The organism is Streptomyces sp. NPDC006265 (assembly GCF_040613555.1).
Lineage (GTDB): Bacteria > Actinomycetota > Actinomycetes > Streptomycetales > Streptomycetaceae > Streptomyces.
This window is the reverse complement of record NZ_JBEXSH010000034.1, coordinates 1-22,061: the sequence shown is the minus strand read 5'-3', so window position 1 is coordinate 22,061 and position 22,061 is coordinate 1. Positions and strand designations below refer to the sequence as shown.

Below are 22,061 nucleotides of genomic sequence, written 5' to 3'. Positions count from 1 at the left end.
CCAGGGGCAGCTCGACCGCCTCGACCGGCGGGCCGCCCACGCCCAGCGGCGGTCCTTCGACACAGGGGCGTCTGTTTCACGTGAAACAGACGCCCGGTAGGTCGTCGAGCCGGGCACCGTCGCCTTCTGGACCGACGGCGACGCCCTCGTCCTCCCCTACGGACCCACGCCGACCTCACGGGGCGACGAGTGCCGCCTCGCCGGCCCGTGCAATGTCCTGGGCCGTCTCGACGGCGACCCCGGCCTGCTCGCGACCGCGCGGGACGGCGACCCCGTACGCGTGGAACTCCTGGACGCCTGACCTGGCCAGCGGAGCCCCACCGCTTCTTGCGGACCCTCACCGCTCCTCGCGGACGCCCACCGCCTGTCGCCGAGCTCTACAGCTCTTTGCGGAACCCTTCCGACACCTTCAGGAAGATGTCGTTCGCCTCGGCCTCCCCGACCGTCACCCGCACCCCCTCACCCGGGAACGGCCGGATCACCACACCCGCCTGCTCGCACGCCTGCGCGAACGCGACCGTGCGCTCCCCCAGCCGCAGCCACACGAAGTTGGCCTGGGTCTCGGGTACCGTCCAGCCCTGCGAGCGCAACCCTTCGACCACGCGCGTGCGCTCGCACACGAGCGAGCCGACCCGGCCGAACAGTTCGTCCTCGGCCCGCAGTGAGGCGATCGCCGCCTCCTGCGCGAGCTGGCTCACGCCGAACGGCACCGCCGTCTTGCGCAGCCCCGCGGCCACCGGTTCGTGGGCGATGGCGAAACCGACGCGCAGGCCGGCGAGACCGTACGCCTTGGAGAAGGTCCGCAGGACGCAGACGTTGGTCCGGTCGCGGTAGATCTCGACGCCATCCGGCACCTCGGGGTCGCGGATGAACTCGCGGTAGGCCTCGTCGAGAACCACCAGCACATCGCTCGGCACCCGGTCGAGGAAGCGCTCCAGCTCCGCCCGCCGCACCACCGTGCCGGTCGGGTTGTTGGGGTTACAGACGAAGATCAGCCGCGTCCGGTCGGTGATCGCGTCGGCCATCGCGTCAAGGTCGTGCACATCCCCGGGCGTCAGCGGCACCTGGACCGACGTCGCGCCGCTGATCTGCGTGATGATCGGGTACGCCTCGAATGACCGCCAGGCGTACATGACCTCGTCACCAGGGCCTGAAGTGGCCTGGATCAGCTGCTGGGCGACACCGACCGAACCGGTGCCGGTGGCCAGGTGGGAGAGGGGCACGCCGAACCGCTCGGACAGCTCGTTCATCAGCCCCGTACAGGCCATGTCCGGGTAGCGGTTGAAGTTGCCGGCCGTCGCCGTCACGGCCTCCATCACGCCCGGCAGCGGCGGATACGGGTTCTCGTTGGAGGACAGCTTGTAGGCCACCGGACCACCTGCCGCGGCGGGCTTGCCCGGCTTGTAGGTGGGGATCCCCTCCAGCTCGGCGCGCAGCTTGGGGCTCGTCTCGCTCACCGCAGTCCTCCTCGTGAAGACCGGCGGCCCATGACCGCCGCCGACATCCAATGCTGCTCACCCTATGAGGATTCAGCGCCGCTGCGTATAGCCACGACCGAGCGGCCGACTCCGGCCTCCCCCGTCCCACCGGCATCAGGGGCATCACCGCACCAAGGCGTACGAATCCGGGGGCGCGCTGCACATATATCTATGCGCCGGTGGTGCACGCCGTGGCGCGCATCCCCCGTGCAGGTGAGTTGAGACCTCTTCGCAACATCGACCCCTTGGCAGGCCCGCGCGCGCCGACAAGACACGTACTGGCATGAGAGCGCTCAACGCCCTTGGTTTCCCAAGCAATTGGGGCTAAATGATCATGCAGAAACGTGCCTGTCAACGCGTGCATATGCTTCCGCACTACCCCACCGCATGAGCCCTACTATCGGCTCGCCATGACAGCAGCAGGGAAGCACCAGGTGAGCCGCGCGGAAACCTCACGGCGAGGCAGTCGGCCGGGTCGGGCCGGCATCAGAGACGTGGCCGCCGCCGCCGGAGTCTCCATCACGACCGTCTCCGACGCCCTCAACGGCAAGGGCCGGCTCCCGGACGCCACTCGGCGCCATGTCCGGGAAGTCGCCGACCGGCTGGGCTACCGGCCCTCGGCCGCCGCCCGGACCCTCCGTACCGGCAAGTCGGGACTCATCGGCCTGACCGTGACCACGTACGGGGACGAACCTTTCACCTTCACGGAGTTCGCGTACTTCGCCGAGATGGCGCGGGCCGCCACCTCCGCCGCGCTCGCCCGCGGCTACGCCCTCGTCATCCTGCCCGCGACGTCCCGCCACGACGTGTGGTCGAACGTCGCCCTGGACGGCACGGTCGTGATCGACCCCTCCGACCAGGACCCGGTCGTCAGCGAACTCGTCCGGCAGGGGCTGCCGGTCGTCTCCGACGGCCGCCCGGCCGGTGCGCTGCCGGTCACGGCCTGGGTCGACAACGACCACGAGTCCGCCGTCCTCGGCATCCTCGACCACCTGGCCGACGCCGGCGCCCGCCGCATCGGCCTGCTGACCGGCACGACCACGGACACGTACACCCACCTGTCGACCACCGCGTACCTGCGCTGGTGCGAGCGCGTAGGCCAGGATCCGGTGTACGAGGCCTACCCGGCGCACGATCCGTGCGCGGGCGCCGTCGCCGCCGACCGGCTCCTCGCCCGGCCCGACCGACCCGACGCGGTCTACGGACTGTTCGACCCGAACGGCACCGACCTGCTCGCCGCCGCCCGCCGCTACGGCCTGCGCGTCCCCGAGGACCTGCTGCTGGTCTGCTGCAGCGAGTCCACGGTGTACGCCAACACCGAGCCGCCCATCACCACGCTCTCCCTGAAGCCGCGCCGCATCGGCACGGCGGTGGTCCAGCTCCTCATCGACGCCATCGAGGGAGTGGACTCCGACCACCCGGTGCAGCAGGTGATACCGACGGAGCTGATCGTGCGCACCTCGTCCCAGCGACGCCCGCAGCGCACGACGGTCAGCCCGCCGCGATCACCCGAGGGGACGTAGGCCCCGGGTGCGGTCCTTCAGGCCCGCACCCAGGGCAATGGAAGGCCGTACTCCTGGGGAGAAACAGGGCCTGTCCCCCGGAGAGAAGGGATCGTTCTCGCGAAGAGAAGAAGAGCGAGGACGGTCACACGGTGGTCAAAGCCCGGCTCAATCGGGGCGAAAGCCGCGGTGAACTGGACTCTTGCTCTGATTCACCACCCCTGGGTCATCACATGGCGCGATCCGCATTCCTATGATGGGCCCACGACACCCGCGGGCCGCTACGACCAGGCAGTCCGATGCGGTGCAATGCGGCGCGATGGTGGAGGGGTCGATGACTCAGGGGGCCGGTCAGGGACCCGAGGTGGAGCGGACGGCGACGTTGCGCGACTTCCGGGTGCCCGCGTACGTCCACGAGGCCGGTCCGCACGTCCACAGCGTCCACCCCGGCGAGGTCACCCCGCCCTCCGAGGAGACCTGCCCCGAGGGGTACACGCCGACCCAGCGCGACCTTCCCGTCGTCAACCGGGGTGACACTGTCCAGGTGACCGTGGACCCCGAGACCGCCGCCCCCCAGGCCTCCACCGGGCAGGGCCCGCTGTACGTCGTGGGTGACGTGCACGGCTACCTCGACCAGCTGGTGTCGGCCCTCCAGGAGAAGGGCCTGCTCGACGCCGCCGGCAACTGGTGCGCGGGCACCGCCCGACTGTGGTTCCTAGGCGACTTCACCGACCGGGGCCCGGACGGCATCGGCGTCATCGACCTGGTGATGCGGCTGTCCGCCGAGGCCGCCGCGGCGGGCGGCTACTGCAAGGCGCTCATGGGCAATCACGAGCTGCTGTTGCTGGGCGCGAAGCGGTTCGGCGACACCCCCGTCAACTCCGGCGCGGGCACCGCCACCTTCCAGGCGGCCTGGCTGCTCAACGGCGGCCAGAAGACCGACATGGACCGCCTCCAGGACCACCACCTGCAGTGGATGTCCCGCCTGGACGCGGTGGAGGAGGTGGACGGCCACCTGCTCGTCCACTCCGACACCACCGCCTACCTCGACTACGGCCGCTCCATCGAAGAGGTCAACGACACCGTCCGCGAGACGATCACCCGCAACGACGCGGACGAGGTCTGGGACCTGTTCCGCAAGTTCACCAAGCGGTTCTCCTTCCGCGACGAGGGCGGAGCCGACGCCGTGCGCGCCCTGCTCGATACGTATGGGGGCACCCGCATCGTTCACGGCCACAGCCCGATTCCGTATCTGCTGGGCGAGGTCGGCTCCGAGGACGACGAGGACAACCGCGACCCCGTGATCGAGGGACCGCACGTCTACGCCGGCGGACTCGCCATCGCCATGGACGGCGGCGTGACCATGGCCGGAAAGCTGCTGGTCCAGCAACTGCCTTTGGATACGTGAACGTTCACCGGGCAGGTGCTCCCGGTCAGAGGACCGGACCGGTGAGGGGCCAATTTCGGTAAACCCCCTGTCACCGCATACCGTCGCCGCTCTACCATCGGCTTATCCGTAGCAGGCTCCCCTCCGTTTCTGCCCGACGGCTCGTCAGCATGCCGAGCCCCAAGCCCTACGGAGCATCGGGGGATGCACATGAACAGCGTTCCGCAGCACCTGCTGAGCGAAGACCGCCAGGAATACGAGCGGATCCTCGATGAGGCGCTGCGCTCCGCACCACACCATCCGGAACGGGCCGCTGTAGGACAGCGCCTCAACCCCGAACAGCTGCGCACCATGGCGCTGAACGCCACCGCGCTCATCACGGCGGCCGCGTCGACCGAGTACCAGCACTACGTCAAGGTCCGCGACGAACTACGGCAGCCGGCGTCGGCCGCCACACCCGCCATGGGTGACTCCGGTTCCTCCGAGCCGGGTACGGGCGCCTCGGGGCTCGCCGCGACCATGGGAGGGGTCGCCGAGACCGCCGGCGCGGGCGCCGTCGCCGTCGTCGCCGTGCTCGCACCCGTCCTGGCCGGAACCGCCGCGGCGATCTTCCTGCTCGTCGGCTACATCCTGCGGATGCTCGACCCCGGGCAGGGGTTCGCCCGGACCATGCTCACCACGGGCTGGGTGTTCGGCGCCGTGACCGCGGTCGCGATCCTCGTGGCCGCCGTGGGGCTGCTGCTCACCGCCCTGCGCAACAAGCCCACGGCCCAAGGCGGGCCGTACGGCGAACTGCAGGGCGAAGTGGCCCAGGCGAAGGAGGCCTGGCACGAGGCCCTGCTGGAACGCGGCATCCTGCCCTTCCTGCGCGAGGCTCTCGTCGACCCCGGCACGGCCGCCGCGCTGCACCACACGCCGTCGTCGACGCCGGTCAGCCGCATGCCCCACCTCGGCTACGACCGCCCCGGGTTCACCAGCCCGGACGACGGCGACCGCGGCTCGCGCCCCAGCTTCAGCAGTCCGGACTACAGCAGCCCGGACTTCGGAGGGCCGGAGCACCAGCCGGAGTAGCACCCGTCGGAACCCGTCAGCGCGGGCGGATCCGAACGGGCGCATCCGAACGGGCGCATCCGAACGGGCGGACCCACAGGCCGGGGGACCAGCGGCCCCCGGGCCTGTGCGCGGCCGGGTCAGTCCGCGATGGGCAGGTACACGCGGTTCCCGCTCGCCGCGAACTCCTTCGACTTCAGGGCCATGCCCTCCTCGATCTCGGTCCGGGTGCCGCCGTGTTCACGGCGGATATCCTGCGAGATCTTCATGCTGTAGAGCATTACTAGAACCTCCACATGCGCTACGGTCGTTCCAGCAGCCCGGACATGGACCGAGGGGGAACACGTGGGCAAGCGCGAGGACTTGGTCAGCAAGCTGCGAGGTACGCCCGAGGGACTGCCGTCCGTCGAGGAAGTGCGCGCCATGCTGGCTTCCGACCCGGAGCTGAAGTGCGTCGTCTGCTACGCACGGATCTCGTTCGACGGCCGGGTGAAGGACGCCCACGGCGTCGAGGACCAGCACCGGGACATGACCGAGACCGCCCGCAGATTCGGATGGCTCGTCGTCTACCGCTACACGGACAACGACAAGAGCGCGAGCAAGGAGAACATCGTTCGCGATGACTTCGAGCAGCTGCTCGCCGATCTTGCTGCCGGGACGACGCCGGACGGGTACCCGATCCACGGCGTCATGGCGGTAAACGACGACCGGCTGTACCGCCGTCCGAGTGACTGGGAGCGGTACCTGAAGGCGTTCACCACTCAGGAAGGACGCGTCTACCACGACTCGAACGGCAGGCAGGACCTCTACGCCGAAGGCTTCGAGATCAAGGGGCTTCTGGGGGTCGCCATGTCCCTCAGCGAGACGAGGAAGAAGGAGCGCAGGAGCAGGAACAGCCACCGCAGTCGGGCGATCCGTGGGCAGTCGGTAGCTGCATGGCGCCCCTTCGGATGGGAGGACGACAAGGTCTCCTTGCGCCCGGACGAGGCAGAAGCCATCCGTCAGGCAGTGAAGGACGTGATCGCGGGTGCCTCCATCTCCGAGATCACGCGCCGATGGAAGGAGGCCGGGTTCATCACGAGTCGCGGGAACCCCTTCCAGTACCAGACCGTCAAGCAGGTCCTGGTGAACGCGCGGCTGTGTGGATATCGCGAGATCAAGGGCGAACTTGTCCGTGACGGCGATGATCAGCCCATCGTGGGCGAGTGGAAGCCGATCATCACTCCGAAGGAGTGGTTCGCGGTCACGGCCAAGATCAGGGAACGTGGCCGCGGAACCGGGATGCCGCGCGGTGGCCTGGTCCACAAGTACCTGCTCACCGGCATCCTGCGGTGCGGCCACGTGCTCGAGGACGGCACGGTCTGCAACAACAAGATGATCGGGATCAAGGCGAACGACTGGCTCAAGTACCGGCACGCCTACATGTGCAAGAAGACCGTGGACAGCGGCTGCAACAAGACCTACAAGCGTGGCGACAAGACGGACAAGGTCATCGAGGAACTGGTCATCGCCAAGTTGGAGCGCGATGCGGCCAGCAAGGCCCAGGACGTACCGGACTGGGACAAGGCCGATGCCCTGGAGCGAGCCGTCAGGAGCCGCAACGAGCTGGAGCGGCGTTGGCACGACGACGAGGACACGGATATCGACGATGAGACGTTCTTCCGCAATCTCCCGGTCCTCGAACGGCGGATCAAGGAGCTTCGTGCGGACCAGCGGGCGCACGAAGCACTGAAGGCGGAGGCCGAGGAGGCCAAGGAAGACGTCAGGAACTCGTGGGGGTCGAAGACGCTCACGCAGAAGCGCGAGGCGATCAAGAAGGTCTTGAGCGCCGTGATCGCAGTACCGGGTGGCAAGGGCAACAAGACATTCGACCTTGATCTACTCAAGCCTGTGTGGCGGACTTCCGAATGAGCTGAAGTCCGAGGATCTCCCCCACGCTCCGCAGCTGATCATCGGAGAGTGGGGGAGAGTCGCGTAGCTGTCGCTCGATCCAAGCGCGTACTGCTGCTTCCTCGCGCTCATCGCTGGTCTTCGCCGAAGGAGTACTCAGCTGGCATCACCGCTAGCGCGGAGAGCCTCCCGCGCGATGGCGCGGTTCTCAGCGATGTCATCTGCGATTCCGGCGGCGATGAGCGCAGCACCCGGGGTATGGCCGGAGCCGACGTAGCGCCAGTGCCTGTCCGTGACCGTCCCGAGGACGTCGACACCGCCTACGTGCTGGGCGCGTTCGGCCCGCAGTGCCGCGAAGGTGGTGGAGTAGGCGCGGGACTTGGTGAGGATGTGGCCCCGGTAGCCCAGCGTGTGAGCCCACGTGCGCAGGTTCAGGGGTTCGAACTCGGGCAGGCCGCCCAGGCGCCAACAGGTCCGCATGAGAGTACGGACGTGTGCGTTCACGGACGCAGCCTCGATGTCATCCCAGGTAGTGACCCTGTAGTCGATGCCGGCGCCTGTCTCGCTCGCTCCCTTAGTGACGTACTTGGCCACGTAGGCGGCTACGGCATCATCGTCAGGCCCGTCGCCGTCAGCATGTAGTGGGCGCACGTCGACTTGGACCCCCCAGCGCAGAACCAGCTCACCCACGGCGGGGCTGTACGGCGTACGGACCAGGACACGGCGAGCGGAGGCGCGTACGGCCTCGATGAGTCGGTCCGCGGCCCAGGGCGGAGGTGCGTCCGCCGGTCCGTTCGGGCCATCGAGGCGGACGACTGCATGCACGTGGACAGCCGCCCGCTTCTGGTACTCGGCGACGCGGGCGAAGGACAGCCGGGCGTGGTCCCGGAAGTGGGACTGTACGAGGCCGACCGAGGAGGCCAGGCGCCGCCGTACGTCGATGACGAACCGGTCCCACAGCTTGGAGGCGTGCGCATGCCACAGCACGTGGCCGGTGTAGTCGTAGCAGTCGGTACACAAGGGCTTGCCGACGGAGGGATCATCGGGACCGTGGACAGCGCCGCAGCCCCGAGGACGGCCGTGTGCGCATGTCCCACGGTCACGACGAGGCCGGCACAGCTCCCCGGTTCGGTGCACGTGGCCGAAGGACGGGGCAGTCAGAGTGACGAAGAGCCGGGGACGGTGGCGGACTGTGGCAGGGACGTTCTTGCCGCCGAGGAGGCCCGCGCGGACGAGGTGGAAGGTGTCGCCCGCGTGGAGGCGTGAGCATGCGGGGCAGACGGTTGCCCGGCGGTTGCGGCAGCGCACAAGAAGGCGTTCACCGGGTTCGGTGCCGGTGTCGTAGTGGCGGAGGATTTCGCCGGTTGTGCCGTCCAGGATGGTGGTGGAGCCGGAGAGGTGGACGGGGCGGGAGCAGCCACCAGTGGCAGCTATCTGCTCCAACAGGCGGGGGAATTTGGGGTCTTGGGCGAGGCCGATTGCGTCGCGGTCTGCTTCGGGCAGCTGACGCAGGCGCGCCGCGCGGTTGAGGACGGCGCGCCTGTCAGCCGGGGTGAGCTCCGGGGGGATGGTGGTGACCTTCCGGGGTGGGCCGCCGCAGCGGCACGGTGGGTGGGTAGGTGCGCGTTGTCGGTCATGGGGATCGCCTTCCTTGTGCGGTCGGGCGGAGCGAAGTTCAGCGGATGGTTCCGGTGCCCCGGCAGATGCGGCAGCGCCTCTGCCGTCCAGTCCAGGTCCTGCGGGCTCCGTCGCCCTTGCAGTGGGGGCACCTCACGCGGGGCATGGGCATACCGTTGCGTTCCCTTCTCTGGTCAGGTGTGGGAGAAGCCGTTGATCAGCCACGTGACGAGGCCGTGGACGGTGTAGATCACCGGGGTCTGGCCGAGGTAGAGGCCGAAGAGGCCGACGCAGACCGCTTCCCAGGCGCGCACGTCACGGGAGCGGACGAGGAGGACGGTGATGATCCCGAAGACCACCGCGAACGTGAACGCCGTACCTTCGCTGATCACTTGTCGTCTCCTTCCGGCGCCGCAAGGGCACGGTTGAGCACGGGAAGATCCGGGGTGAGTGCTGCGTGCTTCCGAGCCGTCGAGACGGCCTCTTCCGTGGGCGTGAGGTGGGATCGGGCGCGGCTCCAGCTGCCGTCCGGGCCGGTGCACACGGCCACGCCCCGTTCCTCTGCCGTGATGGCCTGCGCGACGGTCACGGCGTCCTTGTTCAGGTCGCCCAGGGTCATCTCTGCCGTGCCGGGATCGTTCACCCGGTGGCAGATCCGGCCGCCGAGCTGAGCCCGCAGGGCGGTGACGCCGGGCCCCAGGTCGGAGCCGACCCGCTGTCCGGCCACCACCAGGTGGACGCCGAGCGCTGCCCCGAGCTGGGCCAGCCGCAGCAGCAGCGTGGAGCATTGCTCGGTTTCGGCTTTGCTCTCGCGGCGGCCGTCGGACAGGTACAGCTCTGCGATCTCGTCAACGATCACGACGACCGGCACCGGCCGGAGCTTGTCGGGCAGCTCCCATATGGAGCGCACACCGGCCGACCGGCACACGCTCATTCGTTCCTGCATGTCGAGGACGAGCGCGCTGAGGACCGCGACTGCTTCGCGTCGGCTGGTTGCCAGTGCACTCAGCCGCCCGGCGAACAGACCGAGTTCCATGCCGCCCTTGCAGTCGATGCCGACCAGGGCGACGGGCTGCGGCGCAAGCTGGGTGATCAGCCGTGCCAGAAGGGTGGACTTGCCGGACCGCGTGGCCCCGGTGATGAGCCAGTGCGGCACGAGCCGCAGGTTCATCACCCAGGCGCCGCCGCTCTCCAGTGCGCCGATGAGCGCGGAGAGCAGTTCGGTGGGGGCGGTGGCTAATGCGGGCCGCTGGAGCGGATCACTGGCCATCGCAGCCAGCAGGACGAGCCCGCGTTCCGGCGAGGTCACGCGGACCGCGTGAACCTTCCACGCATGGACGAACGCGTCGGCCGCCTTCAGGTAGGTCGCCGGAGTCTGACCCGCGTGCAGTTGGACAGCCACGGTCAGCCCCATGCGGGTAGCCCGCGGAAACGAGATCCGTGGAGCCGCCGGCCGAACCGGATCTCCCTTGACCAGCAGGTGCCCGATGAGCGTGCGCGCCGGGAGGCGCGAAACGGACAGGTCGTTGAGCAGGGCAACCCTGCGCCAGGTGAACACCACCCGGCACGCGGTCGCGGGGTAGCCGATCACGTACCAGTGCCAGGCCGGACGGTGGCGACGCACCAGGTCACCGACGACCAGCACCCAGGCCAGTACCGCCAGGGCGAGGGCGAGCAGGGTCGGCCCCATCACGCGTCACCGCCCTTGCCCTGCGCCGCCGGTCCGTGCGCGGGCGTGATCGTGTCGGCGCGGAAGCTGACGCCGTTACGGTCGCCCATCGACCAGACGAACGCCGTCAGCCCGGTGACCTTGACGACCTGACCCGCTTCGAGCCCTTTAGGCTCACCGCTCACGGCGATCTCGATCACGGAGATACGCCGTCCGTCCGGCCGCACGGTGACGGCCACGCTGTAGACCGGATTGCCGTCCCGGTCCTTCTTCACCTCCTGCGTTTCCGAGTTGCTGAACTTCACTTCAGGCGCGTTGGCACACCGCAGTACGCCGAGCCGCGCCGTGTCCACGGGAATGGACTGCATTTGCTTTGGCCTCCCTGGCCATCCGGGACGTCAGCGAGATACTGACGTCACTTGTCCTTACGAGTTATGACTATGGAGTGCTGTACGGCGAGGGTGCAACTACTTATGCTGACGAGTGATGTCGCGCGTGCGACGTACCTACGACCTCACCCGGAGACTGTCGAGATGACGGAGATCCAGCGCCCCGGAGCCCTCTACCAGCAGGTCGCCGCCGCCATCCGCGCAGCGATCTTGTCGGGCGAGTTCGCCCCCGACTCCCTGCTTCCGTCGGAAGCCCAGCTCATGGCCCGCTACAGCGTCTCCCGCCCCACGGTCCGCAACGCCATCGCCGCACTGCGGGCGGAAGGTCTGATCGACGTGCGTCACGGCAAGGGCAGCTTCGTACGCTCCAGCGGACAGCCCACACTCACCCTCGAACGCCGCATCAGCTACACCGCCGACGGCGAGTTCGTCATGCCCAACGGTGATGTCTGGCAAGAGGTCGAGGACCCGAGCACCTACCGCACCCGGACCACGAAGGCCACCGGTCGACTGCTCGGACTCGCTGAGGAGGAGGCCGTGTTCGGCTGTGACCGGCTCCTGATCGACACGGCCACAGGTGGCCGCGCGATGCACCGCACGCTGATCCCGTTCGAAGTCGCCGAGGCTCTTCCACAGCTCGCTGATGACCCGTGCAAGCCCCCGACGGCGATCTACCGGGCGCTCACCCAGGACGGACACAAACTGTGGTGGTCGGAGACGGTCCGCGCCCGCATGCCGCTGCCCGACGAGCGGACCACGCTCCAGCTCCCTGACGCGACTCCGGTCCTGCACGTCGCCCGCGTCGCACACGGCGCCGACAATCGCCCCCTGACCCTCGAAGAGCTTCACATCGGCGCGGACCGTGCCGAACTCGCCTACCGGATCACCTCCGACAAGCAGTCCGCGCGACGTACCCGCGCCTGAGCGGCAACCGGCATCGGTCGAAACAGCCTTTACTTCCTCAAGGGCGCGCCTGCGGCGCGCCGGGCCGCCCGGCCGCCCCGGCCGGGCGTGCGGCGTGGACGCCGGTCCCGGCCGGTCGCCGGGCACCCCCGCCCACAGCACACCCAAGGAGTTAGGGCGTCGAACCGCTGTCGCAGGCTGGGGCGTGGTGGGCTGGGGGTCGACGGCCTCCGAGACTTTAGGCAGCCACCATGGGGCGAGCCTCGAAGAACAGGGGGCCAATCGGGCACTACAACGGGCAGGGCAACTGCCTGCCCGATTCGCCGGGCCAGCGTAAGGCCCCCTGTTCACTCGCCCCATGGCAGCTCCAGCCCAAAGTCTCTGCGGCCGGCGACGTGCCCAAGTGCCCCGCTCACCAGCGAAAAGGCTCCTCATGCTGCACCGCCGTCGTGGTCCGAGCGAGCCTCCAGCATCTGAGCGAGGCGATCCACAGCGTCCGGCCAGCCCGCCAGTCGCACCACACCCCGTCCGTCCTCGTTGGCCGAGGCGACGGCCCGTACGGCGGACAGCTCGAACCCCATGCTCAGGAGCGCCCGGTTCAGACGATCGGCTGCCACTCGTGCCTCACGCCATCCCGCGATGTAGTCGACTCCGGACACCCAGAGACCGGAGTCCGCGCCCGTCACGTTCAGACCGTCGCTCAGCCAGTCCTCACCCGAGCCAGTCACGTTGCCACCTCTGCCCTGATCTAGTAACGGATCGTCAACTTCCTTGGACCAGGGCACGAACGCAGCACGACGGCCCCGGTACCATCAGGCACCGGGGACCGCCGTGTTCCCAGCCGGGCCACCCTTCGCTTTCCAGGGCTGATGGGGTGGCCCGGTCTCGGTTTGTGGTTGTCAGGCGCGGCCCTCCGGCAAGGAGGGGAGCTCCCAGAAGGCCGGAGGAGCCGCGCCCTGGCCGAAGGGGTCAGGCTCCGGCCGGTTACCGGGCCGCCGCTCGCTCCCGATCGCGAAGGAGCGAAACGAGGACGGCAGCCCGGAGATCATGAGCGCGGCACGGGCTCCACTCCGTTGTTCATGTCGAAGCGACACCAGACCGTCTTTCCGCCGCGCTCTTCCGGCGTCCACCAGACCGCGTCCGCCAGACGCTGGACGATGAGCAGGCCCCGACCGTTGTCGGGCAAGACCGCCTCAGACAGATCTCCGAGCAGCCCCGGTGAGAACATCTCTCCCGCCGGAAGCAGCGGAGGAGTCGAATCCTCATCAGCGACACCGATGAACAGCCACTTCGGGAACATCTTGAAGATCACGTCGATGCGTCGGCAGGCACCGGGGGCGGACAGGTGCCGGTCCGGCACGGCATGGTTCACCACGTTGCCGACCAGTTCAGAAACGACCAAACGAGCGTCGTCCACGACGGCATCGGCACCAGCGCCCCGGAGGAACACAGCCGTCATGTCGCGAGCGACGCGCGCTGTGTCCCCGAACTCGGCGAAGAGCGTCAGCGTCAGGAAGTGCCCGTCAGAGGACGGCTCCGGTGTCACGAACCAGTGCGCGTACGCGTCAAGCTCACCCGCCAACCGTTCAGTCTTCCCCGCGTCCATCACTTCCCCTTCCGAGGCCCCGCGGCTCTCACGGCACCGCTTGCGTCACGCAAGCCAGTACACGGCGATAGAGACCTGAGCGGGAGCGTTCACCAGGGGGTTCACGTGAACACCGGCGAAGCCAAAGGGGGTTCATCAATGAACCCCCCAGGGCTGATACTGCTGTGACACGATGAACGTTCGCCGTCATTCTCGGGTTGGCAGGGGAGCATGAGCCGAGAGCCGAACGCGCACTTAGTCGCCGTCATGGACGAGGCGAAGGTCTCGAACAAGGGCCTGGCGAAGCGCATGAAAGACGCCGCCGCTCAGCGGGGCATCAGTCTCGGAACAACGCACGTATCCGTGCAGCGATGGCGGGACGGCGCGGGCATCCAGCCACAGACAGCGGCACTCATGGCGGACGTGCTGAGCGCCAAACTCGGCCGCCGCATCACTCCCGGCGATCTCGGCTTCTTCGATCACACGCGGCCGGCCACTCCAGAACCACTCGGGTATCCCAGTACGGTCCCCGATGTGCTGTCGATGCTGGATGGACTCGCCCAGGAACGGGCCGACACCGTCGCATCGGAGCAACTGATCGTCTCGGACTCAGATCTCAGCTCCGCCGTACTGTCCTGGATGATCGCCCGCCCGGACGGCATCCAGTCCGACAGGCCCGCTCAGCAGCGGGTCGGCATGCGCGACGTCCGGGCAATCAGGGACGCCGCCGCTACCTTCATGCAACTCGACTTCAAGTACGGCGGAGGCCACGGCCACAAGGCACTGCGCCACTACTTCCGCCACGAGGTCCTTCCTCTGCTCAGCGCCAGCTACAGCGAGAAGGTAGGCACGGCCTTGTTCGGCGCCGCCGCCGAGGTCTCCCAATTGCTCGCGTGGACCGCATACGACTCCGGAAACCACCGGCTCGCCCACCGCTATCTCACGTCGACACTGCGGCTGTCTCAGGTCATCGACGACCGCATGTTCGGCGCCCGTATCCTCGGCAACCTCAGCCACCAGGCGAACTATCTCGGCAACCACACCCAGGCCATCCAGCTAGCCCGCGCCGCAGTCGAGGGCGCCAAGGGCCGGGCAACCCCGCGTGCCATGGCGAACTACTGGGCCATGGAGGCCCGGGCGCTCTCCAACGCGGGTGATCGAACCGGCGCATCACTCGCCATGAACCAATCTGAGCGTCACTTCGAGCGCGCCGACAGTGCCGATGACCCGCCGTGGCTGAGCTACTTCGACGACGCGGAACTCTTGGGCGAGTTCTGCCACTGCTTCCGCGATCTGAGGATGCGCCGTGAGGCGGTCGAGCACGCACAGCGCGCTGTGAACAGCACCGATCCGCAGTACGCCCGCACTCTCGGTTTCTGCCGCATGGTGTTGGCACAGAGCCAGCTCCTGAACGGAGAGCTGGAAGCCGCCGTCACCACAGCCAGCCTTGCCGTGGACGGCGGCGACTCTCTCCAGTCCTCCCGCTTCCAGCGCTACGTAACCGACTTCCAGGCAGAGGTCAGTGCGTATGCGGCCAACCCCGCTGTTGTCGCCTTCAACGAGCAGGTGAACGAAGCGCTCGCCCGTCTGGATGAGGACGAGTAACAGCTACGAAGGACGCCAATCGCGCGGCGCGTCGTCGTTCCTCAAGGCAGCGATGCGCCGGCGGTACTCGGCCGCGGTCCCTTCGTCCTCCCGTACGTTCTGCATCAACCACGTGGTCATGCCGAACTCTTGGAGCCGCCGAAGCGTGTCATAGCCGTGCCAGTCGTGCAGGTCCCGCCCGTACGCGCGCACGAAGTCGGCGTACTGCTCTTCGGTCTGCCACCCCAAGCTGTGGTGCTCCACCGACGTGACCATCAGGTCCCACTCAGGGTGATCGAAGCAGAATGCCTCGAAGTCGATCAGGATGACTTCTCCCCGGTCGTTCACCATGAGGTTCTGAACGTGAGCGTCACCGTGGACCGGCCCCTTGGGCGTCTCGAACCGCAAGCCCTCGAACTGGTCCCGCAGCTCACTCCACCGCTTGCGGAGGAAGACCCTGTCATCGTCCGGGATCGCTGCCTGGCTGATCCGCAGCTCCTGCTTGTCGAAGGGGTTGAACGAGGGCAGCTCCAGGCCAACGGGCAACGTCATGGAGTGCAGGTCTCGCAGGATGCCCCCGAGTTCCCCATACGTGGCCTTACGGCTGCCCTCGACGATGAGCCGCCAGAAGGTCACCGGGTGGCCATCGATCAGGAACGGCTGCTCCAGCCCATCGACCAGGCGCGCGGCAGGGAACCCTTCCTCGGCCAACCACTGTGATACGGCCACCTCGACACGAGCCTTGGGCAGCCACGGCTCTCCCCGCGCCACTCGTACGATCACTGGTTCTGCGTCCAGGCGGAAGAGCGCGTTCTCTCCCAGCCGGATCAGCTCTGCCCCTCTGTCGTCCAACCCGGCCGCCAGGCAGGCCGCGCTCATCACCTGCGCGGCCCTCGTCGATGTGAACCCCTCTTGCGATCGAGCAGCGTCAAGCGCCATGCCCGTACCAGCTCCCCTAGTCGCACGGATCAACCGGCGCATGCCTACGGGTGACCAACCCATGTGCGCCAGACACGTCACCGACCGTACCCATCCGCGGACGAGCCGAACGAGACTCGCCATCAAAGAACTGACGCCCTGGCTGGCACAGCGCTCGCTATTTCGTACGACATAGAGTGCAAAACATCACTAAAGGCGCCAATATGCCCTTTCCGGGATCACTCTTAGGGGGTAACGCAGACCTGACACAGTTGGATGAAAACAAAGGCAATCACCTGAAACCTCTGCAAGAAGCCGGAAGCCCGACTAGCATCACTGCTCTGTGCAAGTAACCGAGTTAGTGTTCGATAAGGCTGGAAAATAGTGCGCATCACCAAGGTGAAGATCTCAAATTATCGAGGGCTTGAGTCGGTCGAGATTCCCTTGAATCGCTTCGGCTGCGTCATCGGCGAAAACAATGCGGGCAAGTCCTCAGTTTTCCAGGCACTGAACACTTTTCTGCGCGGAAGCGTCATGGACTCTTCAGACTTCCTTTCCCGAAGGCAGAATATTCGCGTTCAGGTCTCCTTCTCCGAGATCGGACCTGACGACCTTGCCAGACTGGATACGCAGCACCGGGCAAAGATTGAAAAGGAAGTAGAAGATGGTTCACTTATCCTCGTGCGGACATACACTTCTCCCGGCAAGGGGGAAATCCGAGTACTATCCAAGGTTCCGCGCGATGAACGCTTCAGCTCCGTGGCGCTCGAAGAGACATTGAAAGTAGGCCTTTCGGCAGCAGAGGTCTCTGCCAACGTCCAACATACCTATCCGGAGATTTATGATCAGCTGAACGGGAAAATCACTAAGGCTGCAGTCAAGAGAGTATTCGAAGAGCTAGTATCTAATCTTCGACCCGAGGAACTAACTGAAGGGGAAAGCAAGCTACCCACAGGAATCGATCGCTCCATCACGGCACTACTGCCGGATGTTATTTACATTCCAGCCGTGAAAGAGCTAAATGATGAGCTGAAAACGACGGATAGTTCTACTTTCGGAAAGCTGCTTGGATTGCTTTTTGGGCAAATTGAGCATCAAATGCCAACCTTGCAGCAATCCTTTGATGATCTGCGCCGGCATCTGAATGTGGTGACAGACGGGCAAGGGAACGAAATCGATCAGCGGCTTCAGGAGGTGCGCGACATCGAGAAGTTGATTGAGCGCAACCTCCAGGAAGCCTTTCCTCGTGCAGACGTGCGACTCGATATTCCCCCGCCGGCCCTCCGCACCCTCTTGTCAAGTGCTGAAATTTCGATCAATGACGGAGTTTCTGGTCACTTTCGAACCAAGGGAGACGGCCTGCGCAGGTCTGTAACTTTCGCGATTCTTCGGGCTTACGTAGACCAAAAGAAGAAGCAAGTAAATCTCGAATCATCAGGTGCGGAACGGCCAACGATTCTCCTCTTCGAGGAGCCGGAGGTATTTCTACATCCGCGAGCACAGCGGAAGCTCTTTGAAGCCCTCAAATTTTTCTCCCAATACAATGACGTATTGGTAACTACCCACTCTTCGGCGTTCTACGGCCCGAAGGAAACGGGTACTTTCGTAAAAATGATCAAGAACCACCAGGTCGATCCTCCTGTGAGCCTTGCACACGTCATCGACCTAAGCGATATCGACGCAAGGGATCAGTTCGAGATCATCAAGCATGAAAACAACGAAGCGGCCTTCTTCGCTGACTCGGTTTTCTTGGTTGAGGGTGCGAGCGACTGCCACCTCGTTCCTCACGTTGCGAAGACGCTAAACCCGGAGTGGGACTTCCAGAAGCATTCTGTAGCGATCGCCAGAGTAGAGGGCAAGGGGAGTATTGCACGGTATCGAAGCTTCTTCGAGAAATTCGCGATGAAGGTCTCGGTACTGGCAGACCTAGACGCTATTCTTGAAGGGTTCGATAAGCTCGGTGCCAGTGAGCATTGTGCGGACATCCGCAATAGGCTGCTCTCTCTCGTTGACAGGGATGCGAAGTTGGTAGAGGAAAACCAAGTTCGTAGTGAAGTCTTGAAGAAGATGCGGAAGAGCGGAGAAGTCCAGGGGCTTTGGCAGCAAGCCGCAACATTGCATTCTGCCTTCACTAAGGGAGAATGCACTTGGGACGACCTCAACTCTGCAGTCACGGCGTTCTTCGATCGGGCAAACTCCCGCACCAAGCGAGCCGTGTTGCGTGATGCAATGACCCCCGATTTACGTGAGTCCAAGGCCGAGTTGCTTTCCGCGCTACGGGAAGAGAACATCTTCGTCTGGGAGCGCGGAGCAATCGAGGACTACTATCCGCCTTCCATTTACCTTTCCTCGAACAACAAGAATATTCAGGCCCAACGATTCTGCGACACTTACGCAACCGCCGAATCGATCAGGGAACTGCCAGCCTTCGCAGAATCCGATGTCTGTGAGTTTGACCTGATCTTCTCTAAATTCTTCGAAGGGGTTACCGAGTAGAGAGCCGACAGAAGGTAGCCTGTAATCCCCTCCATTCCGATGCCTGATCCACCCCTACGCAGAGACACGAACCCAGTTGCACTAATTCAGGGCAAGGGGCCCTGTCTGAGTAGACCGACGAGGTGAGGCGGATACTTACGACGGGCCCACTCTCTTGGCCCTCTCTAGCTCTGCCATGCTCATGCTCGGAGGAAGGTTCTTAAGCCCAGTCAGTACCGCTTTGGAGAGTGCTTGGGGCCGCAGGCCTTCAGAACGAGACAGATCCACGTCCTTCAGTACGGCGTCCGCAAGGTCAGCGTTGTGAAACTCAGCAGAAGCTAGGTTGGTGTGAAGGAAGGCAGCGCCCTGAAGCTTGGCTTCCCTCAGGCGCGCCCGCTCCATGTTGGCGTAAGAGAAGACGGCATTCCTCGCGTCGGCTTGCCATAGCGCGGATTCTTCCATGTCTGCCTGGTAGAAGATCGCACCGTTGAGGTGCGCGAAAGAGAAGTCGGCCTTGTGAAGTGCAGCGCCTTGGAAGACCGCATCCCGCAGAAAAGATCGCGCAAAATGAGCACGCTGCAGCCGAGCGTTCCGAAGGTCTACCTGATCGAGCTTGGCATCACTCAGGTCCGCACCGCGAAGATCTGTGTGACGCAGGTTGATGCGCGAGTTGCCGTCACCGTGGACCGGTCGCCGCCCAAGGACAGTGAGGGCAGCCTGTACATCTTCGTCGGGCTTGATGTCCTTCTCGTCAGGGCCTTCTTCGTCCCCAGCTGCGGCGCGTTGTCGGACAAAGGCCGCAAGCACTTCGACTACAGTCCCGTGATCTTTCTCGGAGTCACTCATGATGCGTTCCAGCGCGTAGATGCCGCCGAGTCGCTCTGTTAGGTGTTCTGACGCCAGGAGCTTGATCGCTTGGACGTACCGTTCGGTGACCTGGCCTTCACGGGTTAGCTCAGCCTGTTCCTGATCACGAGCTTGTGTATGAGCGAACTGCTCTTGCACCTGCTCGTACTGCCACAACGACAAGACATGGTTGCGATGCGTGTAGTACAGGGTGATGGCCGCTACTGCGCCCACGCCGATGGCGACGAGCATAGTTCGAAAACCTGTGATGACTACGCCGTCAGCGGGCTGCAAGTTCTTGCTACGTAGGTGGGCGCCATCGACCCACCAGGGACCGCGCCACAGCAGCAGCACATACCCGACGACTGCCAGAGCAAGGACCACGGTGATAGCGATCCGTCTCGTCTTCGGCTTCATGCCGAGCAGCATGGCCCCGGCCGCCGCCCTCCAACCTCGGAACTACCACTTTCAGAGCAGAAGTTGAGGTCAGACTTGGGGAGGCTAGTGCAGGGACTCGCCAACTGCGTGCTCCAACACGTCGAGGCGTCGAGAGCCGGCAAGCGCCGGAGCCTACGGCAAGGGCTCCGGCGCACTTCCCGTTTCGTCGTCGTCAGTCGGCGATCGGCAGGTACACGCGGTTCCCGCCAGCCGCGAACTCCTTGGACTTCTGCAGCATCCCCTCGGCGACATCGTCGGGCGACGCCCCCTCCGCCGCACCACCAAACCGCTCTGTGACGCTTTGGCTAATCTTCATGCTGCAGAACTTGGGACCGCACATCGAGCAGAAGTGAGCCGTCTTGGCCGGTTCGGCGGGCAGGGTCTCGTCGTGGAACTCCCGTGCCGTGTCCGGGTCGAGGGCCAGGTTGAACTGGTCCTCCCAGCGGAACTCGAAACGGGCGTCGGACAGCGCGTCGTCCCACTCCTGCGCACCCGGGTGGCCCTTGGCGAGGTCGGCCGCGTGGGCGGCGATCTTGTAGGTGATGACGCCGGTCTTGACGTCATCGCGGTTCGGCAGGCCCAGGTGCTCCTTGGGCGTGACGTAACACAGCATCGCCGTGCCCCACCAGGCGATCATCGCGGCACCGATGCCGGAGGTGATGTGGTCGTACGCCGGTGCGACGTCCGTGGTCAGCGGGCCGAGCGTATAGAACGGAGCTTCATCGCAGATCTCCTGCTGAAGGTCGATGTTCTCCTTGATCTTGTGCATCGGGACGTGGCCCGGGCCCTCGATCATGGTCTGAACGTTGAAACGCTTCGCGATCCGGTTGAGTTCCCCGAGCGTGCGCAGCTCCGCGAACTGCGCCTCGTCGTTGGCGTCCGCGATCGATCCGGGCCTGAGGCCGTCCCCGAGCGAGTACGTGACGTCGTAGGCAGCGAGGATCTCGCAGAGCTCTTCGAAGTTCTCGTACAGGAACGACTCCTTGTGGTGCGCGAGGCACCAGGCGGCCATGATCGAGCCGCCGCGGGAGACGATGCCGGTCTTGCGATTCGCCGTCAGCGGCACGTACGCCAGTCGCACACCCGCGTGGACCGTCATGTAGTCCACGCCCTGCTCGGCCTGTTCGATGACCGTGTCCTTGTAGATCTCCCAGGTCAGCTCCTCGGCCCGGCCGTCGACCTTCTCCAGAGCCTGGTAGAGCGGCACGGTGCCGATGGGAACGGGGGAGTTGCGCAGCACCCACTCGCGCGTGGTGTGGATGTTGCGGCCGGTGGACAGGTCCATGACCGTGTCGGCGCCCCAGCGGGTCGCCCAAGTCATCTTCTCGACCTCCTCCTCGATGGAGGAGGTCACCGCCGAGTTGCCGATGTTGGCGTTGACCTTCACCAGGAATCGCTTGCCGATGATCATCGGCTCGATCTCCGGATGGTTGACGTTCGCCGGCAGCACCGCCCGCCCCGCGGCGATCTCGTCCCGCACGACCTCCGGCGCCACGTTCTCCCGGATGGCGACGTACTCCATCTCGGGCGTGATCTCGCCGCGGCGGGCGTACGCGAGTTGCGTGACCGCCTGCCCGGCCCTGCCACGGCGTGGCTGGCGCGGCCGGCCGGGGAAGACCGCGTCCAGGTTGCGGAGGCCGCCCCGGGGCGAGGTGTGCTTGATGCCGTCGTCCTCGGGACGGACGGGACGGCCCGCGTACTCCTCGGTGTCGCCGCGGGCGATGACCCAGTTCTCGCGCAGCGGCGACAGGCCCCTGCGGACGTCGGTGTCGACGAGTGGATCGGTGTACGGGCCCGACGTGTCGTACAGCGTGACCGACTGGCCGTTGGTGAGGTGCACCTGGCGGACCGGCACGCGCAGGTCGGGGCGGGTGCCCTCGACATACGCCTTGTGCCAGCCGATGGACTTCCCGGCCTCCTCGGACTTCTCGTCCTGAACGGAGGCAGGCGTGCTTGCGTCCTTGCTGGTCATGAGACCTACTCCCTACGCCGGCATTACCCGGTAACAGGTTCGGCGGTCGACGCAGCGATTTCCGTCCGGCGACGTTTCGTGTGAAACATCACTCGACTCCGGCGATGTTTCATGTGAAACATCGCTGGGACGGAGGTCAGCGCCCTCTCAGCCCGGTGCTCCGAGCTCCCGCGTGTACAAAAGGTGCCTCCACGCTAGCGGCAATTCTGGCGCGGTGAACAGAGGGCCCCCCTCGTTCTTGCGATGATCGGGCGGTGACCACGACGCAGCGTCCTCCCTACCCACCGCCCGAGCCGCCCCGCGGATCCGGCGCCGGAAACGGCAACGGCCGTGGTGACGGCCATGATTTCGCCGCCCC

The 22,061-nt window shown here is 65.8% G+C and carries 18 protein-coding genes, 1 pseudogene and 1 riboswitch; of the genes and pseudogenes, 8 read left to right on the top strand and 11 right to left on the bottom strand.

Features of this window, described 5'->3' with window-relative positions:
* Nucleotides 1–301: pseudogene (locus ABZ281_RS05445) on the top strand (cyclophilin-like family protein); the annotation flags it as partial.
* Between the two features lie 76 nt (nucleotides 302–377).
* Here the strand turns inward: ABZ281_RS05445 and hisC are convergent.
* Nucleotides 378–1,457 carry a histidinol-phosphate transaminase gene (gene hisC / locus ABZ281_RS05440; RefSeq protein WP_356652349.1) on the bottom strand — a complete coding sequence of 360 codons (1,080 nt, stop codon included), beginning with the start codon at nucleotides 1,455–1,457 and terminating at the stop codon, nucleotides 378–380.
* A 431-nt stretch (nucleotides 1,458–1,888) separates the two neighbouring features.
* Between hisC and ABZ281_RS05435 the strand changes: the two genes are divergently transcribed.
* The 3 genes from ABZ281_RS05435 to ABZ281_RS05425 all read left to right on the top strand — a co-directional run bounded on the left by ABZ281_RS05435 (nucleotide 1,889) and on the right by ABZ281_RS05425 (nucleotide 5,438).
* A complete protein-coding gene (locus ABZ281_RS05435) occupies nucleotides 1,889–3,001 on the top strand; it encodes a LacI family DNA-binding transcriptional regulator (protein ID WP_356652347.1) in 1,113 nt (370 codons plus the stop codon).
* A 298-nt stretch (nucleotides 3,002–3,299) separates the two neighbouring features.
* Nucleotides 3,300–4,388, top strand: coding sequence for a metallophosphoesterase (locus ABZ281_RS05430; protein WP_356652345.1), 1,089 nt, complete (start codon nucleotides 3,300–3,302; stop codon nucleotides 4,386–4,388).
* Nucleotides 4,389–4,571: 183 nt separating this feature from the next.
* Nucleotides 4,572–5,438, top strand: a complete 867-nt coding sequence (locus ABZ281_RS05425) for a hypothetical protein (protein WP_356652343.1) — start codon at nucleotides 4,572–4,574, stop codon at nucleotides 5,436–5,438.
* A 119-nt stretch (nucleotides 5,439–5,557) separates the two neighbouring features.
* Here ABZ281_RS05425 and ABZ281_RS05420 read toward each other — a convergent pair whose 3' ends face one another.
* Nucleotides 5,558–5,686 carry a hypothetical protein gene (locus tag ABZ281_RS05420; RefSeq protein WP_272923355.1) on the bottom strand — a complete coding sequence of 43 codons (129 nt, stop codon included), beginning with the start codon at nucleotides 5,684–5,686 and terminating at the stop codon, nucleotides 5,558–5,560.
* A gap of 76 nt (nucleotides 5,687–5,762) precedes the next feature.
* On the opposite strand from ABZ281_RS05420, the gene ABZ281_RS05415 reads away from it, so the two are divergent.
* Nucleotides 5,763–7,328 carry a recombinase family protein gene (locus tag ABZ281_RS05415; protein ID WP_356652341.1) on the top strand — a complete coding sequence of 522 codons (1,566 nt, stop codon included), beginning with the start codon at nucleotides 5,763–5,765 and terminating at the stop codon, nucleotides 7,326–7,328.
* Between the two features lie 135 nt (nucleotides 7,329–7,463).
* Here ABZ281_RS05415 and ABZ281_RS05410 read toward each other — a convergent pair whose 3' ends face one another.
* The 4 genes from ABZ281_RS05410 to ABZ281_RS05395 all read right to left on the bottom strand — a co-directional run bounded on the left by ABZ281_RS05410 (nucleotide 7,464) and on the right by ABZ281_RS05395 (nucleotide 10,961).
* The gene (locus ABZ281_RS05410; protein WP_356652353.1) at nucleotides 7,464–8,819 is read right to left on the bottom strand and encodes a replication initiator; all 1,356 of its coding nucleotides are present in this window, start codon (nucleotides 8,817–8,819) and stop codon (nucleotides 7,464–7,466) included.
* 299 nt (nucleotides 8,820–9,118) lie between these two features.
* Nucleotides 9,119–9,316 (bottom strand): hypothetical protein, encoded by a 198-nt coding sequence (locus ABZ281_RS05405; protein WP_003991451.1) that lies wholly within the window; start codon nucleotides 9,314–9,316, stop codon nucleotides 9,119–9,121.
* Nucleotides 9,313–10,614 (bottom strand): FtsK/SpoIIIE domain-containing protein, encoded by a 1,302-nt coding sequence (locus ABZ281_RS05400; protein WP_356652351.1) that lies wholly within the window; start codon nucleotides 10,612–10,614, stop codon nucleotides 9,313–9,315. The genes ABZ281_RS05405 and ABZ281_RS05400 overlap by 4 nt, the downstream gene beginning before the upstream one ends.
* Nucleotides 10,614–10,961 (bottom strand): hypothetical protein, encoded by a 348-nt coding sequence (locus tag ABZ281_RS05395; RefSeq protein WP_356652339.1) that lies wholly within the window; start codon nucleotides 10,959–10,961, stop codon nucleotides 10,614–10,616. Before ABZ281_RS05395 ends, ABZ281_RS05400 begins: the two co-directional genes overlap by 1 nt.
* A 165-nt stretch (nucleotides 10,962–11,126) precedes the next feature.
* Between ABZ281_RS05395 and ABZ281_RS05390 the strand changes: the two genes are divergently transcribed.
* Nucleotides 11,127–11,906: a GntR family transcriptional regulator gene (locus ABZ281_RS05390; RefSeq protein ID WP_356652337.1), complete on the top strand. Its 780-nt coding sequence runs from the start codon at nucleotides 11,127–11,129 to the stop codon at nucleotides 11,904–11,906.
* Nucleotides 11,907–12,316: 410 nt separating this feature from the next.
* Here ABZ281_RS05390 and ABZ281_RS05385 read toward each other — a convergent pair whose 3' ends face one another.
* Together ABZ281_RS05385 and ABZ281_RS05380 are read right to left on the bottom strand one after the other, a co-directional pair.
* Nucleotides 12,317–12,613: a hypothetical protein gene (locus ABZ281_RS05385; RefSeq protein ID WP_356652335.1), complete on the bottom strand. Its 297-nt coding sequence runs from the start codon at nucleotides 12,611–12,613 to the stop codon at nucleotides 12,317–12,319.
* Between the two features lie 317 nt (nucleotides 12,614–12,930).
* Nucleotides 12,931–13,491 (bottom strand): ATP-binding protein, encoded by a 561-nt coding sequence (locus tag ABZ281_RS05380; RefSeq protein WP_355837569.1) that lies wholly within the window; start codon nucleotides 13,489–13,491, stop codon nucleotides 12,931–12,933.
* Between the two features lie 210 nt (nucleotides 13,492–13,701).
* Between ABZ281_RS05380 and ABZ281_RS05375 the strand changes: the two genes are divergently transcribed.
* Nucleotides 13,702–15,075, top strand: coding sequence for a sporulation protein (locus tag ABZ281_RS05375; RefSeq protein ID WP_356652333.1), 1,374 nt, complete (start codon nucleotides 13,702–13,704; stop codon nucleotides 15,073–15,075).
* A 3-nt stretch (nucleotides 15,076–15,078) separates the two neighbouring features.
* Here the strand turns inward: ABZ281_RS05375 and ABZ281_RS05370 are convergent, their stop codons facing one another.
* Nucleotides 15,079–15,993: an aminoglycoside phosphotransferase family protein gene (locus tag ABZ281_RS05370; RefSeq protein ID WP_356652331.1), complete on the bottom strand. Its 915-nt coding sequence runs from the start codon at nucleotides 15,991–15,993 to the stop codon at nucleotides 15,079–15,081.
* Between the two features lie 363 nt (nucleotides 15,994–16,356).
* Here ABZ281_RS05370 and ABZ281_RS05365 point away from each other — a divergent pair, with 363 nt between their 5' ends.
* A complete protein-coding gene (locus ABZ281_RS05365) occupies nucleotides 16,357–18,468 on the top strand; it encodes an AAA family ATPase (RefSeq protein ID WP_356652329.1) in 2,112 nt (703 codons plus the stop codon).
* Between the two features lie 135 nt (nucleotides 18,469–18,603).
* Here ABZ281_RS05365 and ABZ281_RS05360 read toward each other — a convergent pair whose 3' ends face one another.
* The gene (locus ABZ281_RS05360) at nucleotides 18,604–19,710 is read right to left on the bottom strand and encodes a pentapeptide repeat-containing protein (protein WP_356652327.1); all 1,107 of its coding nucleotides are present in this window, start codon (nucleotides 19,708–19,710) and stop codon (nucleotides 18,604–18,606) included.
* 193 nt (nucleotides 19,711–19,903) lie between these two features.
* Entirely contained in the window at nucleotides 19,904–21,703 is a 1,800-nt protein-coding gene (gene thiC, locus ABZ281_RS05355; RefSeq protein WP_356652325.1) for a phosphomethylpyrimidine synthase ThiC, read from the bottom strand.
* Nucleotides 21,696–21,885: riboswitch (TPP riboswitch) on the bottom strand. Its footprint overlaps the gene before it by 8 nt.
* Nucleotides 21,886–22,061: the final 176 nt, after the last annotated feature.